Raw genomic sequence first — 15,651 nt, 5'->3', positions numbered from 1 at the left:
ATTATGTCATTTTTCCTGTTCCTGTTCCCGTTTGTGCAGCTGCGGTACCTGTGGTGGCTACGGTTACGTTTATCTGTCCCGCTTTTACAAAATCTTTTATTGCACTTGCCATTTTTTCAGCAATTCTGGTTCTTGAAGATGCTGCACTTTGCTCTTCATTTGCCTCATCGCTCATTATTTTAAGCAATGCATTTACAAGTATTGGTTCTGCTATATCTAAACTCATTTTAAAAGCGATTTAAATTCATTTTTAAGATTGCTAAAATCTACACTGTTGATCAGATTGATTGTAGGACCATAATTAGTGGTAAATTTCATTTGCAAAATGGCATCGAATAATTTATCAACTAATTCAGCAAAATTTTTTCCATTGGCCTCAAGGTGAACTTTATCACTCAGCTCAAGATTGGTATTTCCTACCTTCCAATAGAATTTTTCTACCTCATCACAAGCAATCACCATCCAATCTTCATCATCTTCAACCCGAATGGCTAAAACATAGCTTCCTACTTTCGGAATCTGAATAAAACTTTTATTCCCCGTAAGAACAGGTCTTAGTCTTACATCGAAGTACTCCTGATCGTCTTCATCAATTAAAATACAGATGGCTTTATTTTCATCCACAGACTTTACTCTTGCAATATTGCTTACTGCGGGCGCATGTGAACTTGCAATCTGTTTTAATCCTTCTCTTATATATTCTGGTGTTGCCATTATGTTTGCATTAAAAATCCTAATGTTACGGTTTGTCTTCCTCCTGAAGCTCCAAATTCTCCGCTTACGCTTTCGATGAAATATTGACCGGATTTGTCGGGATACATTCCGCCGTCAAGCTCTAAAACCATTCCTTTCACCGCATAAGGTTCTAAAAACAATGTAATATTCCCTTCATAACCTTTGTAGTTTTCTTTGGTTTGTAAGCGATTGGCAATTTGTTTTAAAAACTCAGCAGGAATTCCGGCTTTTACTTTCAAACTTTTCTGAGCAGATGATTTTTGTTGATCTGATTTTGTTTTGTTTACCACGCCTTTATCATCTTTTTCTTTAATGACAATTTGGGTACTTTTATCTACAGATTTCTGATTAAATTCATCATCTTTTACTGTATTCCAGCCTATTTTTACCTTTACTCTATCTTGTACTTTCCCAAAAACGGTTCCTACATAAATTTCATTCATATTAAAATAGACCGCCAGCTTACATTCATCTTTCAGCCATTCCAATACTTTAATTCCGCTTACGTTTTTAAACCTTACATTTTTTAAAGGGATTTCCGGAACTTTTTTAGAAACTAAAATTCCCGTTCCTACAACAAGATCATCCAAAAGCTTCTTTACTGTAACAGATGAATAACTTTTATCGAAAATGACATCGTAAAGTTTATATCCGTAGCCTTCACATTCAATCTTTACGGGAATTCCCATATTGACTCTTTTTATAAAACCTTCGAAACGTGGTTTATTATCATTATTATATCCCAAAGAAACACTTACCTTATCACCTTCTTTAAAAGCATAGCCTTTTCTTTCACTACTTTCACGCTCTCTATTAAGATCCTGAGTTTCTAATTTATCTGTTTTCAGATAACTAATTCTTGGCAGCTCAATGGTACAAGAATCAATGAAAGAGCCAACTTCGCTTTTCCAGGTGACTTTACTGGCTTTTATGTTTTTTGTATCTTTAATCGAGATATCACTTGTTAGTATTAGCATTATTTGGTACTTCTAAATCTTTAACATCTGCAATAAAATCACTTTCACAGGTAAGCGTAAAGGGTCTTATCCAGTGCGCTTTGCCTTGTACTTCCGGAAATTCTAATGATGTGATTGCCACTCTATTGCTCTTTTCTAAAAACAATTCAGGATATCCTCCGTTAAGAGAAACCGGTTCTCCTGTTTCGAAGATAGTTTTGAGTTTTGAAATATCATCTTCCGGAACTGTTCTTCCTTTACCAATTAAAAAACCACGGATAGTAAATTTGTAATCATCAATATTGAACATTTCCTTTACGGTTCCTTTTCTTTCACTTACAGCTGTTCTTACAATTGTTTTGCTAAGGTTAACAGCAATTGTGCAAGCATCAATTATCAAAGGATCATTAGCATTACCATTAATTCTAAACTCTGCAGGAAACCAAATATCCTGACCTTTAGTTGTAACCCTGTTAAATGCAATTCCTGCTTTATTATTACGAATCTTTCCCCTGTGTTTATTTGCTGATTCTCCGGAGCCCACTGTAATTTCATTATCTTTAAAGCCTGAATCGGGAATATGATAAGGTGTCTTCGAAAAATAAGTTTTATATAATTCTGCTAAATCAAATTGTGTGTACATACTATTACATTACTTTTGCTCCGTTATATAGAACACGTCCTAGGCATTCCATTACTATACTTTCTAACTGATCGGAAGTTTCTCCGGAATTCAGGGTATTAAACTGAATGGTTTCGAAGAATTTTCCTAAGGTGATATTGATTGTTTTTTGTCCGCCACCCGAAACTGTACTTCCCGTTTCCTGAGATTTTGCAGCGTTACTTCTTCTGGTATCTTCAGACCTGTTAATGGTTGGTTTTCCTCCTCCCGTTAAGTCCGCTTTTGCTGGCCCTGCCGCTTTTTGAAAACCTTTTACCTTCGCATCCTGATCTTTCATTCCGTTTAAAAGATCTGCATTGGCTTTAATTTCCGTTGTCTTAGTGACTTTTATTTCTTCACCAGTTATGAGCTCTTTTGCCCATCGGTATGCACTTTCGATTCCATCCAAAATAGGCCGTAAAATATTATTCCAAACCCATTTAAGCTTATCTGCAACCCAGCCTATCACCTGAAATACAACTCCTAAGATTCCATAAACAGCAGCAAAAACATCTTTTATCAATTCACTATTTGCAATCCAAGTAATAAGTCCAGAAACAATACTCCATACCGCATCAAAAACTCCTCCCAATGTCTCCCAAACCGTTGAAAGAAAACCTTGAGCAATTTCTACGTATCCCGACCAAGTATCTGTACCATCTCCCAGACCTGTAATAAATTCTACAGCTTGCCCAAGTGCATTTGCTACAATATCAATATAAGGTTGTACGGCAGTTAATGCAGGAGCAAAACCTTCAGTAAATTTTAAACCAATATCCAAAACCTGCGAAATAATAGGGGTGAAAGCTGAACCAATCTCCGTGAGAGCACTCATTCCCCTTTCTTTAATATTATCCCATTTGCCGGTAACTGTATTGTTTGCTTTTTCGGTTGCACCTTCGTATAATCCGCCTTTTCCTTTTGCATCTTCAAATGACTTCGATAAAGTAGCGTAATCTACACCGCCTTTGAATTGGTCTGCGCCTTTTCCTGTAGAAGCAGATAACATTCCGTAAACATCAATCCCTGATGCTTCTAGTTGTTTAAGCTGATCACTAGATGCCTTACCACTGCTTTTAATATCTTTCATTTGATCAGAAAGCTTTGTAAGCTCAGATGCTCCGCCGCCGGTAGCAGTAACTGCATTTGCCAAATTCATCACTTCTTCTCTGGCTTTTTGAGCATCTCCGCCTACAGAAAGTAAAGCTTTATTTGCCTCCAGTAATTCTGGAAGTTGGAAAGGTGAATTTCCTGCATCCGTTGCAATGTTTTTATAGATTGCATTAGCATCCTGCCCTTTACCTACTACATTGGATATCCCTAAAACATCCTGCTCTTTTTGAATACCTCCTGAAATAGCAGCGATAGCTCCATCTTTAAGAATACCTCCGATTGCCGCACCTACTCCTGCAAGTGGAGCAAGCATTCCTGCTAGAGAGAAACCACTTTTTTTTCCAGCGCCATCAGCATCTGAAGATTGTGAAGTTGTAGATTGAGATAAATTTGCAGGGTGATTTGCAGCTCTTGCTTGCAGTTCGCTTAAATTCCCCCTTAATCTTCCAATAGTACTTACGTCATTTTCACTATTTAGGCGATTTCCAATATTTTGGATTCTATTCTGAATACTTCCGTAACTTTCAACAGTTGAAGGAGGGTTTATTCTTTGCATAAAACTATCCCTTCTTCTTGAGTAACCTTCTGATATAAAGTTTTTTAATTTATCATATTGTCCTCGTATATTAAAAAAGTCTTTAAAGGATTCAAGTAGATTATCTTTTATTTTTTTTACAGCCGTAGTCAAATCGTCTTTCACTCGAATAAAAGCTTCCCCAAAATCAGTATTTTTCAGCCTGTTCGTGATATCTGTAAAAAAATTCGCCAAAGCTGCCAACTCACTTAGATTAGATAAATTGTTTGTTCCATTCATATTTTAAAATTTTCTTTCGCCCTGTTTTTTCCAAATTTCCAAGGCTATTCCGGTGCGATAGAAAAATTTTTCATCACCCCAATTCTTTAACGCATCGGCTCCAAACTGCATACTTCCAAAAACAATCAAGAACTCTATTCCTTCGGTCTGTTTATCAGAGAAAGACTGGCTTCCTCTTTCGCTAAGCACGAAAAAAATCGGCCTTCTTACTCTCTAAAATGTTATTCATCTGTAAGAATACAGCGATGAAGCAATCTTCGTCTTCGATCAACTGATAATCTCCTTCAATCCAAAGTTGTTCTACAATCATGGCAACGGCTTTACTCATCCCGTTGGAGCCAATGGCTGTAAGATAATCTCCCAAATCATCTGCTTTTGGTGGACGGAGCACGGCAAGGAAGTCATCCACCTTTAAATAAATAAGGTCTCTGTTGCCGTACTCTTTCTTCCACTCATCTAATTTTTTTGTAGTATATCTTTCCTCGAAGGGTGTAAGATCTTTTACTACAGATTTTTTAGATTCTTTGGTTTTCTTTTCTTCTTTAGACTTTCTGTTATTGAAAATCTCTTGTAACTTTTCGTTTGCCATTTTATTTTTTGTTTATTGTTTTTGTTTGATTATTTAAATTCTCTATTCATTGCGATGTAAGGAAGAGAAACTTCTCTATTTTTCGCACCTTGTTCCATTTCGAAACCATCTTCAGTGAACTGAACTCCAGACATAGTAATCGTTGTTAAAGGATCTGAAGAGTTTCTTCTGTATGAAATAAGAATTGTAATAAGCTCGTGAGGAACCTCTGTAATGTCATCATAACCGGCTGCTTTAGCGGCTCTGTTTAATGCATCTGCTTCAAAACCTAATACTTTGATGCTTCCTTCATACTTTTTGTTACCTCTCATGATATCGATAGGCTGATCTCCAGCGCCATAGATATGTTCAGATTCAACAGTTTTCTTTACAGAGAAGCCTCTAAGCCCCTTGATAGTCTTTGCTAGTAATTTAACCTCAAAATTAGACCATGCACATTCTGATGATGTAATATTAATATTAGCCATGTTTTAAATTAAAGTGTTTGTGTTAATCCCATATTCAATACAATCCAAGTCATATAACCTAAAGGTTGGATTTGAATTTGTTTTTCAAGGGTACTTGTGTTGATTAAGTCTTGTTCTACAGGAACTACTACCTGTGCTCCACTGATTTGCCCTGCCATATTTGCTAAAAGCTGAGATCTTGTAACTTCTTCTAGGTAAGCAGCATCTGCATCGTTTAGTTTTCCTTCAGCAGTCATTCTTACAGAAGATTCTAAGAACGGAGTATCTGTAGCTGTAGAAATTCTTTGCGCCTTGTCGATCAATCTTCCATGAACTAAAGTTCTGAAATCGTCTGTACCAGCCATTTTATCTACGCTGAAATAGTAACCTGCAGCTCCCTCTCTTGTATGGAATGTAATGTAACCTGCGTCTGTAAATTTGTCTAGTTTTTCAACGATAATTTCGTCTACTTTTTCCTTTCCAATGTAGGCCTCGGTAATGCTTAATGCACCGTTTTGTCCGTCTCCGATTTTTACATGAGCAGGATATTTACAAGCTCTCGCCAAAACCAACGCTACAGATGCAGAACCATCTTTCTTTGAACCTCCAAGCACAATCCCTGCGAAAGTATTTTCAACAGATTTTGGCTCGAAAGAAGACAATACAGTCTCATCTAATACTCTACCTTCGATGAAAAGCCTTACCGGTTTATTAATCGACTGTTGGTACTGAGCCAACGCTTTCGAAGCAACCAATGCATCTTTAGAATCTTCATCTAAAAAGCCAGCTGCCGGAACGTAAGCTGCATTAGGTTTTCTGCAAACCCCTACTAAATTTACTCTACCGTTAGAAACTTTAAGAAGTTTTTTCACTCCTTCTTCGTTCGTACTTTTAACGGCATCTTCCATGGTTACGGTATCTTCTGTTCCTAAGATCCATAATTCTTGGCTACCACCTAGCTCCTGATAAAATTCGTTAATTGCCTGAAACAAAAACGGTTCGTCTTGTTCTGTGTATCCTTTTGTTTGAGCATCTGCTGGTGAATAAACTGTCTGTACTTTACCAATATTGGCTTCTAAGTAAGCAGTTCCCACGATTCCTGCAACGCCGTCCATTACTTGAACCTGACGAAGTAAGTTGCCTGAAGCCACATTTGCTTTTACTTTCGGTGTTCCATTTCCTTGTGACATTTTTTAATTATTTTTTAAAAAGTTGTTGTATTTTTTTGATCAGAAATCTATTTTCTGCTCTTTTTTTATTGTATTTAAATTTTATTTAAACAATCCTTTTCCATCTTATAATAAGAACAAGAGCGAACAGGGCGAGTAATGCGAGAAAGATTCTTCCGAGCCATAATTGTGTTTGCTGAAACCATGACAAAGGCTGTGCTTTGTATATCGGCTTTTCAATGTAAATTGGTGTTTGCTCGTGTTCTTTGGAGTACGTTTCCCGCCATGTTTTAAAAAACTCTTGTGCTTGGTTGTAGCATTGTACCGATAGATTTCCGTTTACTAAAGAAACTTTCGGAGGCAATAAACCTTTGTAAGACTTATCACGTTGAATGCTTTCGTTTTCACTTATTTCAGATGATCTAAAAACAGGTTTTCCATTTATACATTCTATAAAAGCATTGTAATAGGTGCTGTCTGCTTCCGTTCTGAAAATCGTGTCTTTAACAATTGTCAGAACTTCTTTCGTGTTTTCTATAATCACCGGTTCCGAAGGCTTCCTATGTAAACAGGAAACCTGAACCAGCGAAACAAAAAATAGCGATATGAAGAAAATAAATTGTTTCATTTTAATATTTTATATAACCCTTAATTGATGTTAAAGCTCGTTTTCTACGGCAAACCTTGATACCTTCTCGGCTTCCGTTATCATTCGTATTCCCTTCTACGGTGTAGATATACTGTCCGTCGAATTTTTCAACAAAACCTGTATGCCCCAGCCCTTTTCCAAAATCCATAATGAATACAGAACCCACAGAAGGTTTTAAAGATTTTTTTTCCTTCGGAGCATTATTCCAAGCATATAAAACGCCGCCTGTTTTAATGGCTGTATTAGCCGTTTTATTCTGCTTTGATGCTTCACTAAAACACCAATACACAAATGCCATACACCAGCTTGCCGGAAAGTTGATATTTACAGATGCTAAATAATTTTTAACAGGAATTCCCCAGTTTGAGCCATGAGGTTTTTCCTCTTGTCCTATTTGGCTAATAGCGACTTGTAATGCTGCTGTAGATAGTGAATCCATATTAATATTTAAGTGTTGTGGTTGTTTTGTGAGTACAAATTTCCAGAATCTCGCAACGGTTTGAAAATAACAGCGCAAGGATTGCACACCTTTTTTAAAATGCCCTCATTTACCCTCAAATTTGTATCGTGAAATAGTGTAAACAGTAAATAAATATAAAGTCTGTTTTAGAAAAGCTATTGATAACAGAAGTAATGAGAAACTATATTTAAATACTTATGGAAGAATATTTTTACGTACAATTATTATTAGATCTTCAGGAAAGAATTGCTCAGGAGATTCCGGAAATTCAATATATTGATCAGCAATTGGGTCAGCTTGAAAACAATACCTCAGAGACACAAAACAATGTGGTTTATCCTGCTTTATTTATTGATTTTCCCGAAGCTGTATATGATGCAGATTTTCCTGAAGCACATTATTCGGATTTATCTGCCAATTCTCAATTAGGAAATATCCCGGTAACGTTTCAGTTGGTTGCCAATGATCAACATGCTACATCGCATTTGGCTTCACTCGAAGAAAGAAAATTAGGGTTAGATTTTTTCAGAATTGAACAAAAGCTTTATAAAACCCTTCAAGGCTGGAGCAAGGAGTATTTTTCGCCATTTTCAAGAATTATATCAAAAAGTACAAGCAAAAAGTATGTAGGATTTAAAGTAAGAGAAATCACTTTTATCACTCAATATGAAGATTTTTCAGCAAGTGTAGAGGAAATCGCACAACCTGTAACTAACTATAAATTTGTAAGAAAAGAAGACACTTAGAATAACGTAAGCTGGGTTTCCTCTTTGGGAATTACCATACCTTTAATATTCATCCATTGTCTGTAAGAAAGGTGAATATTGTATTTTGGGAAGGTATGTCTCACGATTTTTGTATCCGGAACGTCTGCATGTTTGTGTGCATTATAAATACTTATAATGTAGCGTGCCCGTTTGATATAATTTTTATTGTTGTAAGACATTAAGGCAAAATTACAGCGTCTTTTTGTGCAAGTCAAGGCGATTTTCAAGCACAAAAAAAGCTACGGAAAAAATCCGTAGCTTTTAGTTTTATAGAAGTTGAGGTTTTCTTTGAAATTCTTTGAGCGCTACCGTTTTTAAAAGATTCAGAACATTCGGCTCTTCTGAATTTTTCAATGCGTAGGTTTCATACAAAGGATAATCTCGTGGCTCGGTACTTACCTCCAAAGTAAGAATTACGTATCCTTTTTTCTCTAAAGCTTCTTTTACCTCATCATTGCTGTACCAATGAGCATTTATTTTAATCATGTTTAAAGCTTATTTAATTATTATTTAAATGAGTTGTTTATGGAGTTCATTTTTCATCAAAAGAATGGCATTGGTTTCATAACTTCCGAAATCATCAGGAAAATAAATCTCAAACTCCTTTAGAAAATGCCACAAGGCATCTGCTTTATAGTAAGGCAATTTTAAAATGAAAGATTTATCTTTTTGCCTTGTTTTAATCGCTTTTTGCAGAAATTGTGTTCTGAGTTCCATGCAAATAGAAACACTGCTTTTCAATGATCTTGGTTGCGTATGCAGATTCAATATATCCAAAATCTGCATACTGTTATTAAGAACTGCTAGTTTACCATTGTCGAGCGGTAATAGTATTTTCATGGCTAATAAGAAAAATTTAAATTAATCCCGCTCCATTCGTTATTTTCATCCTTTTTAAAAAAAGAAACATAGTCTTTACTTAATGAAAACTTATAACTTTCCTTTAATAATTTAATTCCTTCTTTCCAATTTTCATCATCAAAACGATCTTCCATACTGTAAAGTTTTTGCACCAAAAGAATATCCAACGCACCGTTTTTACGTTCTAAAAGTGACATGATAAGATCTTTTGTATCGCGATCTCCTTCATATTTTGAAGTTAAAAAATCGATAATATGTCTTTCGGCCTGGTGAGATCGTTCATCAAACGTACCTTTGCCTTGTCTTTTAAACTGAATTCTATAATTTTCATCTTCAATTTTAAAATTCCCTTTTCCATCCTGATGTCTTTTGCTGTAATCCTTAAGAAGGTCGAAAAGTGATCCTAATTCTGAAAAAGCTTTGGTTTTAAAATCCTGAATTTCATCTGAAAGTTTTTCGGCAACGGGAACCAAATCATTGATAACCGATTTTTTAAGACTTTCATATTGACTACGTTTTGCTTCCCGCTGTTTTGCTTCGTTTTGCTTTCTGGCATTGAGTTCTGCCTCCAATTCTTCTATCGATAAAATTTTTAATGTTTCTGTGATCATATTTTTTGTTTTTGGTCTTATTGTAAGTTTTAGTTTAATATTAATAAGGTGATTCCCATTGAAGCTGATTGATAATCCTCAACTTCACTTGGATTTTACTTTCCACATCTTCCGGAATTACATAGCTCGCTTCATTCCAAATAGAGCTTAGTTCTTTATGGATAAACATTCTGTCGAAATCTGTAAGGTATTTTTCTCCGTAGCTGTCGTATTGTAATGCAATTGTTAATATATTTTCTCTTGTATTCATGATTAATAATTTTCTGTGGTTGTTCCCCAATAAAGGTTTGCTTTTTCTTCGTTAATATTTAGTGTTCCGCCGGGACATCTTCCGGAGATAATGGCTCTTAAACCTTCTGCCTGAATGATGATTTTTGATAATTTTCTCCAAACAGTTCCTAGTGCACTGTCCGGAAGTCCTTTTTCTTCATGGCTGACAAAAATGATGAGCTTATTTTTGTGTTTTTCTTTGAGTTCCAATACCATTTTTCTTGTAATTTCATCACGGTAAACCGTTGTATTATCAATAAAAATGATTTTCGGACATTTTCGTGATTCAAATTTCTGAACCAATTCTTCCCAAGGCATATAATCCAACAGTTTGAAATTTTTTTCCGTATCTGAAAGACCGGCAAAAACCATTGCTGAAATAATATCCTTTGAAAAACCTTCTTCTGCAGATACGTACAGTACTTTCCCAAAACCTGCCAGATATTTGGCTAACATCATGGCAAAAGTGGTTTTTCCGTGTTTTTCGGCTCCTCCCAAATACCAAAATCCTGTAGTTTCGGGTTGTCCGAAAGTTTTTAGCCATAAATCTTTAAATTCAAACTGTTTAAAGACAATCGATAGAGCCTGTTTTACTGATATTGATTTCATACTTTATTGATGTTGACAAGGGTTTTTAAATATCTTAACGATTTGATCTTTCCATCTTCCTGACCTTTCTTTTTGTACGGAGAATCTACTTTTACCATACAGCTTCTGATGACTTCATTGATGGAATTTTTATCCTCAATATTTACATAAGCTACATCGCCAATAAGCTTTGTATAAAACTTTTTTCGATCTTCAGAACCTCGCGGAACCAGTGTAACAAAATCATCGGAAAACCTACTGAAAATCTCTGCAAAACCGACTTTGTGATTGTTAATTCCTTTAGTAATTTTAGCTCTTAAACCGTCGGCGCCAATCATAAACCATGCACAATTATCTACCGTATCATTCATGATTCCTTTTAGTTCCAAATAAGCACTGTATTCTAAATCTCCGGCTTCATCAATACAGATAAAAGGATTTTCTAAAATATTCAGACTGTACTTTACATTTTCTAGGATCTCGTGATATTTCCCTTTAAAATCGCAGCCTAAAACCAAAGCCAACTGCCTGATAAATCTCATTTTCGTATGGGTCTGAGAAGCATCTACATAAAATGCATTTTTCATTTGTGAAATAATGGCTTTTGCACATTCGGTTTTTCCTATTCCACAATCGTCTACCAAAATCATAGAACTTTTAGTTTTCTGACAGAAAATGAAGCTTTCATACATTTGCTCATATACCTCTGTTCTTGCAAACTTCCAGTCATTTTTATTGATGTTTACTTGAAACTTGCGTCCTATATTAAGCCATTCTCCATTCGATAAAACCTTTTCTGTTTCTCCTTTTTTTATTCTACTGTATATTGAACTGCTAATATTTAAAGTTTTTGCAAAAGCGGCGTCTGAACCTCCGAAATTTTTCCGCCCATTCAGTATCGCTTCGCGAATTTGTTGTTTTAACTCTTTATTGATCTCCATATTTTCTCTTGTATTTGTTTATCTAAAATTCGATTTCCAGCTTCTTGCAGTTCCTTCAGAGTTTTCATAATTATATTCTGCTTTTTCTTCGAAAAGAATTTCTTGTGGAATAGATTCTGTTTGGCTGTATCGCTTTCTGCCGGAAATTTGAAATTTGTTGTTTAGTGTTTTCTTGCGGTTATCTATAATTGTAATCTGGTCTATTTCTCTTTTTTTATGAGCCATATAAGAGTTGACTGTGTTTTCATAAGCCGACATCAGCTTTCTGTTCATTTCTCCCTGTTCGCTTCTTTCATGTTTTGATTTTGAATATTCTGGATGCGGAATTAAGTCACAAAGCATCATATCATCATAATAAATCATTGCTTTTAAGGTTTCTCCATTGTTTCCATCAAGCCAAAAAATCCTGAATTCTTTTCCTTCTACATATTTCATCAGTCTTATCAATTCTTCGCCTAAAACAATTTCATTATCCAAAGCCAAAACATAGGTTGTATTTCTAAAATTGATGATGCCTGCATTGCAGCTCGATATTGTTTCTTTTCCGAGATAAGGTAAAAATGCACTCCAATTGGTTGGCTGGGTATTCTTATTTTGCATTTCGCAAAAAACCTCCCAACGTGTTTTGTCTGTATGTACAGAATGTGGAGAATTGTTCCAGATCTCAATATCATTCAGCGAGTGGTCTACAATATCCTCGTAAGGAATAAAAACTTCATCCTGCGCGCTCTTTTGGTTATCTTCTTTTCTAGCATGTGGCCTTGCCATCCATCCGAGTCTGCTTTTTTCATGTCTGTATCTCAGTTCCTCAAATTTTCTTTCAATCGCTTTAGATCTTGCTCGGTTTGCGTAAATATTTACATTGTCGAACATCGCTCCATTTCTAAGAAAAGTATCTTTAAAACTGCTGTTTAAAGAACTTTCACATTCTATTCCTAAAGGAAGGTTAAAACCCCATTCAGAATAATTCCTTACCATTTGACGATAAAACTCAATGATAATTCCTTCTTTTGTTTTTCCGTGTACCCAACACGTCCATGCTTCAGAACCTAAATCGATTCCCATATAAAACCAGACACGATTTCTGTTTTTATCATACATGAATGGAGGTTGTCTATCGTCAATCGAAATCAATGTTCCTGCTTCTTTAATTTTCGTGAGCTTGTGCCAAGGAATAAATTCCTGCATCAACTTTTGCCTGTCTCCCGACCTTTTTGCGTGCGTTCCTATTCTATTTTCCCATTTTCCCAGCCATGCAATAATGGAACTGTCTGATATTTCTTTAAATTTTGTATTGTCAGCAGCATTATATAATTCTCCGGTTTCGTGTGAAATAATTTCTAATTCACCATCTACAAAAGCTTTATATTGATTAGCAACTTGTGTTCTAGAAGGCTTATACTCTTGCCCGGCAAATAGATCATTCAGTAATTCAAGCATTTCATCAGTCATTAATTTTCTATTTTGATTCTTTAACTTCCCGGAAATAAGACTATTATAATTACACCCTTGCTCAAAAGTGTTAAAAAAAGGCTTCCAGATTCGATCAAATGCTCTGTAAGAAGAGGGTATCGTATGTTTTACATGAAAAAGCTTTGGCAGATATTCATTAAAAGTCACAATATCAGTACATATTGAAGGCAGTAAACCTCTTCCGGATGTTTTCTTTAATTTTTTCCACTCTTCAAGTCGAGCAATTTTCAATCGTTCTGCGGCTAAAAGAACACTAGCATTCGTAATATATTCTTGTTTAAAGCTTTCCTTTAACGGCGTTCCGTCTTCAAATCTGAAATCTGTAAAATATCTTACAGCAAAAGGATCAAATTGAAAAAAAGAAATTAATGGATGATTCATTTTTCGAGGATCTCCTATGCTATCTTGTATTTCTTTTGGTAAAGAATCAAAATCAATTAACATCTGGCGGCCATTTCCTCCCTTTCTTACCTGCTTTATCCCGAAGGGTAAATCCTTATATCTTTGAATTTTCTTTTGTAAAGCATTTAATGTGTTAAAATATTCAGGAACAAGCTCATCTTTGGTTACTGTTAATATGTTGCCCCATTGAAATGGCATAATTTTTTTCGTTATTTTTATTTGTGATTGGAGTATATCTTAATACGATTTATAACTTATTTTAAAAAATATTCCCAGTATAATCTTATAAGTTGCAATCTCTTTCCGGCCTGTTTCGGCATCTATGACCTCTATTTTTTTATGACAGAAAATCATTTGTAACATTTTTTTCATGGTATTTTGCTATTTAGCTGTTGTGCTTCATTTTTAATTGCTTCTTCCGTTTTCTTTAAAAAAATTCTATATTCTTTTTTCAACATATCCGATTTTTCACCCAATCTATCTCCTCGTAAAGATTTTCGAATAAAATCTAAAGAACAGTTATGTCTTTCTTTAAGAATATTTAGAATCTCTGCATTGTAATACGTTCTTTTTTTAGTAGTTTTGTTCATTACCGTGTTTGTCTTTTGTATGGGACAAATGTCGTAAAGTTTTACGAATAACCAAAAGAAAATTCGAAATATTTATCGAATCAAAGTTTAATTATTTGATTATGAATGGAATAAATTTTCGTATAAAACAACTTGTTGATTACTTTGCAAATGGCAACAATTCTGTGTTTGCCAATATGATAGGCGTGAACGAAGCCAATATAAGAAGCTATATCAACGGCACAGAGCCAAAATTTAACGTAATCGAAAAAATTTGTTCAGCACTCGCAATAAATTTCGAATGGTTGATTTTGGATAAAGGAGAAATGCTTAGTGAAAACAGAACCGAGCAAATCACTTTGCAATCTGATTTCTATCATCGAGTTCCTCAGGTAATCACTGTTGATGCCCACAATAAAGACAATATTGCATTAGTTCCCAATAAGCTGAAGGCCGGATATCTGCAAGGGTACAATGATCCAAATTTTATAAAAACCCTACCAACTTTTCGACTTCCAAATTTAAATAATGGTGTTTTCAGAATGTTTGAAATTGAAGGAAATTCAATGTTTCCAACCCTTCCGGATAGAACACACGTAATTGCGCAATTTGTAGACGATTGGATTCACGGAATAAAAGATAATATGCTTTACGCAATTATCTCGAATGAAGTTGAAGACGGATTGATTAAAAGATGTTTAAACAGGATTAAAAAGTATGACAATTTGATCTGCAAATCAGACAACAGAAGAAATTTTCCTACACAAAACATTAGTCCAAGCACGATTAAAGAAGTTTGGGAAGTAAAGCTTCATTTAAACTTTAATTTACCAGATCCGGCAGATTTCTACGACAGATTGAATGACTTAGAGGCAGAAGTACAGCATTTAAAACTCAGGAAAAACTATAAATAACTGATTTACAGCGAAAATATCAATATATAGTAAGCCCCTAAATATATTTGAATAATAAAAATTGATTGATTTCATTCTCTCTGGAAGCCTTAAGCTTTAGTCAAAATTATTGATTAAAGCATATTTTGTCTATCTAAATGTCCATCCAACCGTCTATCCAATTCTAATTTTAACCAAAGTATTAACATTCAAAATTGAAGCTAAAAATCATTTTTTAATAATAAGTTGCTAAAAATCAATATTAAAAACCCAACAAATTAACTCAATACTTGTTCATAAAATTATGTAAAGTACTAGAATTAGTTAAAAATTGAGACATTTGGTAAATGCTATTTCCAAATTCCAACCCTAACTATATACACTGTTAATAAGCTAATTAAACATACTCAATAGTATTTTATATTTGGTCTTTTGATTTTAGGATGCGTAAAAGATCGAGGCAGAACAATGCAGGGAGACAAATTTTTATGATTTTTATCTTGTTTTATATTTGATTTTCAGTTGGTTGTTGCTTATTATTTGACAATTTCAGGAATAAAAAACAGCATCAAAAGATTGATGCTGTTTAGGTTTTGAAATGTTGTTTAATTAATTTGGTATTAACTAGTATATTATTATCTTATTTTTTTTTGATACTGTGCTCAAACAAAAAACGCTGTAAAC

Annotated in this window: 22 protein-coding genes; 2 read left to right on the top strand and 20 right to left on the bottom strand. The window is 34.6% G+C overall.

What is annotated here, in order from left to right; all coding sequences use genetic code 11:
* Position 1 precedes the first annotated feature (1 nt).
* From OXQ85_RS05440 to OXQ85_RS05390, 11 genes are all read right to left on the bottom strand, one after another.
* On the bottom strand, positions 2-226 hold the full coding sequence (locus tag OXQ85_RS05440) for a hypothetical protein (protein ID WP_267402800.1): 225 nt from the start codon (positions 224-226) through the stop codon (positions 2-4).
* On the bottom strand, positions 223-714 hold the full coding sequence (locus OXQ85_RS05435) for a hypothetical protein (protein WP_267402799.1): 492 nt from the start codon (positions 712-714) through the stop codon (positions 223-225). The genes OXQ85_RS05440 and OXQ85_RS05435 overlap by 4 nt, the downstream gene beginning before the upstream one ends.
* Entirely contained in the window at positions 714-1,712 is a 999-nt protein-coding gene (locus OXQ85_RS05430; RefSeq protein ID WP_267402798.1) for a hypothetical protein, read from the bottom strand. The genes OXQ85_RS05435 and OXQ85_RS05430 overlap by 1 nt, the downstream gene beginning before the upstream one ends.
* Positions 1,693-2,334: a DUF6046 domain-containing protein gene (locus tag OXQ85_RS05425; RefSeq protein WP_267402797.1), complete on the bottom strand. Its 642-nt coding sequence runs from the start codon at positions 2,332-2,334 to the stop codon at positions 1,693-1,695. Before OXQ85_RS05425 ends, OXQ85_RS05430 begins: the two co-directional genes overlap by 20 nt.
* Positions 2,335-2,338: 4 nt before the next feature.
* Positions 2,339-4,279, bottom strand: coding sequence for a tape measure protein (locus tag OXQ85_RS05420; protein WP_267402796.1), 1,941 nt, complete (start codon positions 4,277-4,279; stop codon positions 2,339-2,341).
* 3 nt (positions 4,280-4,282) lie between these two features.
* Complete coding sequence (locus OXQ85_RS05415) at positions 4,283-4,468, bottom strand: hypothetical protein (RefSeq protein ID WP_267402795.1); 186 nt, start codon at positions 4,466-4,468, stop codon at positions 4,283-4,285.
* Positions 4,461-4,868, bottom strand: a complete 408-nt coding sequence (locus tag OXQ85_RS05410) for a hypothetical protein (RefSeq protein ID WP_267402794.1) — start codon at positions 4,866-4,868, stop codon at positions 4,461-4,463. Before OXQ85_RS05410 ends, OXQ85_RS05415 begins: the two co-directional genes overlap by 8 nt.
* Before the next feature lie 29 nt (positions 4,869-4,897).
* Positions 4,898-5,335 carry a hypothetical protein gene (locus OXQ85_RS05405; protein ID WP_267402793.1) on the bottom strand — a complete coding sequence of 146 codons (438 nt, stop codon included), beginning with the start codon at positions 5,333-5,335 and terminating at the stop codon, positions 4,898-4,900.
* Positions 5,336-5,343: 8 nt separating this feature from the next.
* The gene (locus OXQ85_RS05400; protein ID WP_267402792.1) at positions 5,344-6,504 is read right to left on the bottom strand and encodes a DUF2586 family protein; all 1,161 of its coding nucleotides are present in this window, start codon (positions 6,502-6,504) and stop codon (positions 5,344-5,346) included.
* 85 nt (positions 6,505-6,589) lie between these two features.
* On the bottom strand, positions 6,590-7,111 hold the full coding sequence (locus OXQ85_RS05395; protein ID WP_267402791.1) for a hypothetical protein: 522 nt from the start codon (positions 7,109-7,111) through the stop codon (positions 6,590-6,592).
* A gap of 1 nt (position 7,112) precedes the next feature.
* A complete protein-coding gene (locus OXQ85_RS05390; protein WP_267402790.1) occupies positions 7,113-7,571 on the bottom strand; it encodes a CHAP domain-containing protein in 459 nt (152 codons plus the stop codon).
* Between the two features lie 218 nt (positions 7,572-7,789).
* On the opposite strand from OXQ85_RS05390, the gene OXQ85_RS05385 reads away from it, so the two are divergent.
* Positions 7,790-8,338 carry a hypothetical protein gene (locus OXQ85_RS05385; RefSeq protein WP_267402788.1) on the top strand — a complete coding sequence of 183 codons (549 nt, stop codon included), beginning with the start codon at positions 7,790-7,792 and terminating at the stop codon, positions 8,336-8,338.
* Here the strand turns inward: OXQ85_RS05385 and OXQ85_RS05380 are convergent.
* The 9 genes from OXQ85_RS05380 to OXQ85_RS05340 all read right to left on the bottom strand — a co-directional run bounded on the left by OXQ85_RS05380 (position 8,335) and on the right by OXQ85_RS05340 (position 14,095).
* Positions 8,335-8,538, bottom strand: coding sequence for a hypothetical protein (locus tag OXQ85_RS05380; RefSeq protein ID WP_103293146.1), 204 nt, complete (start codon positions 8,536-8,538; stop codon positions 8,335-8,337). The genes OXQ85_RS05385 and OXQ85_RS05380 overlap by 4 nt on opposite strands.
* An 88-nt stretch (positions 8,539-8,626) precedes the next feature.
* Positions 8,627-8,845, bottom strand: a complete 219-nt coding sequence (locus tag OXQ85_RS05375) for a hypothetical protein (RefSeq protein WP_267402786.1) — start codon at positions 8,843-8,845, stop codon at positions 8,627-8,629.
* Between the two features lie 24 nt (positions 8,846-8,869).
* On the bottom strand, positions 8,870-9,199 hold the full coding sequence (locus OXQ85_RS05370; RefSeq protein WP_267402785.1) for a hypothetical protein: 330 nt from the start codon (positions 9,197-9,199) through the stop codon (positions 8,870-8,872).
* A gap of 2 nt (positions 9,200-9,201) precedes the next feature.
* Positions 9,202-9,831 (bottom strand): DUF3164 family protein, encoded by a 630-nt coding sequence (locus OXQ85_RS05365; RefSeq protein WP_267402784.1) that lies wholly within the window; start codon positions 9,829-9,831, stop codon positions 9,202-9,204.
* A 40-nt stretch (positions 9,832-9,871) separates the two neighbouring features.
* Positions 9,872-10,081, bottom strand: a complete 210-nt coding sequence (locus OXQ85_RS05360) for a hypothetical protein (RefSeq protein ID WP_267402783.1) — start codon at positions 10,079-10,081, stop codon at positions 9,872-9,874.
* A gap of 2 nt (positions 10,082-10,083) precedes the next feature.
* Positions 10,084-10,710: a hypothetical protein gene (locus OXQ85_RS05355; protein WP_267402782.1), complete on the bottom strand. Its 627-nt coding sequence runs from the start codon at positions 10,708-10,710 to the stop codon at positions 10,084-10,086.
* The gene (locus OXQ85_RS05350; protein WP_267402781.1) at positions 10,707-11,630 is read right to left on the bottom strand and encodes an AAA family ATPase; all 924 of its coding nucleotides are present in this window, start codon (positions 11,628-11,630) and stop codon (positions 10,707-10,709) included. The genes OXQ85_RS05355 and OXQ85_RS05350 overlap by 4 nt, the downstream gene beginning before the upstream one ends.
* Positions 11,631-11,648: 18 nt before the next feature.
* Positions 11,649-13,703 carry a hypothetical protein gene (locus OXQ85_RS05345; RefSeq protein ID WP_267402780.1) on the bottom strand — a complete coding sequence of 685 codons (2,055 nt, stop codon included), beginning with the start codon at positions 13,701-13,703 and terminating at the stop codon, positions 11,649-11,651.
* A 170-nt stretch (positions 13,704-13,873) separates the two neighbouring features.
* Positions 13,874-14,095: a hypothetical protein gene (locus OXQ85_RS05340; RefSeq protein WP_267402779.1), complete on the bottom strand. Its 222-nt coding sequence runs from the start codon at positions 14,093-14,095 to the stop codon at positions 13,874-13,876.
* A 101-nt stretch (positions 14,096-14,196) separates the two neighbouring features.
* Here OXQ85_RS05340 and OXQ85_RS05335 point away from each other — a divergent pair, with 101 nt between their 5' ends.
* Positions 14,197-14,988 carry a transcriptional regulator gene (locus tag OXQ85_RS05335; protein WP_267402778.1) on the top strand — a complete coding sequence of 264 codons (792 nt, stop codon included), beginning with the start codon at positions 14,197-14,199 and terminating at the stop codon, positions 14,986-14,988.
* Positions 14,989-15,651 lie beyond the last annotated feature (663 nt).

Origin of the sequence: Chryseobacterium sp. GM_Chr_2, from assembly GCF_026540445.1 — a bacterium.
Classification (GTDB): domain Bacteria; phylum Bacteroidota; class Bacteroidia; order Flavobacteriales; family Weeksellaceae; genus Chryseobacterium.
This window is presented reverse-complemented; position numbering and strand designations above follow the sequence as displayed.